A 361-nucleotide genomic window follows, 5' to 3' on the forward strand; every position below is an offset into this window, starting at 1 on the left:
GATGACCGACACCGGTACCGGGATCTCAAGACCGATGCTGCTGATGGGGGCCGCCGTGGTGGTGTGCGAACCTTCGGCCGGGGTGCCGGCAGCGCCGGCCCACGTCACGCTCAGCAGGTCGGTGGGTAGCAGGACGCCCTGAGGGACCACCACGGTGAGGGAGTCTTTGGCGGCGATGGGGTTTAGGTTGTTGTCGACGGTTTCTTTAACGGAAGGCGGGTTCAGCATGAGGGCTGATTGGACGGTAAAGGTCCGCGCCGCCGAGGTTACGCCACTGCCATACAACGCTTTGGCGGTGATGCTGTGAGCCGCCACACTCAGCGCAGACACCTTCAAGGTCCAGACCCCTGTGGTCAGGTCA

Annotated in this window: 1 protein-coding gene; it reads right to left on the reverse strand. The window is 63.7% G+C overall.

Annotation, left to right across the window (positions count from 1 at the left end; all coding sequences use genetic code 11):
* Positions 1 to 330 (reverse strand): hypothetical protein (locus tag E3W21_RS31145; RefSeq protein WP_256661551.1); only part of this gene is annotated, 330 nt, incomplete at its 3' end.
* Positions 331 to 361 lie beyond the last annotated feature (31 nt).

Source organism: Pseudomonas sp. F01002, from assembly GCF_004402115.1.
GTDB lineage: Bacteria > Pseudomonadota > Gammaproteobacteria > Pseudomonadales > Pseudomonadaceae > Aquipseudomonas > Aquipseudomonas frigoris.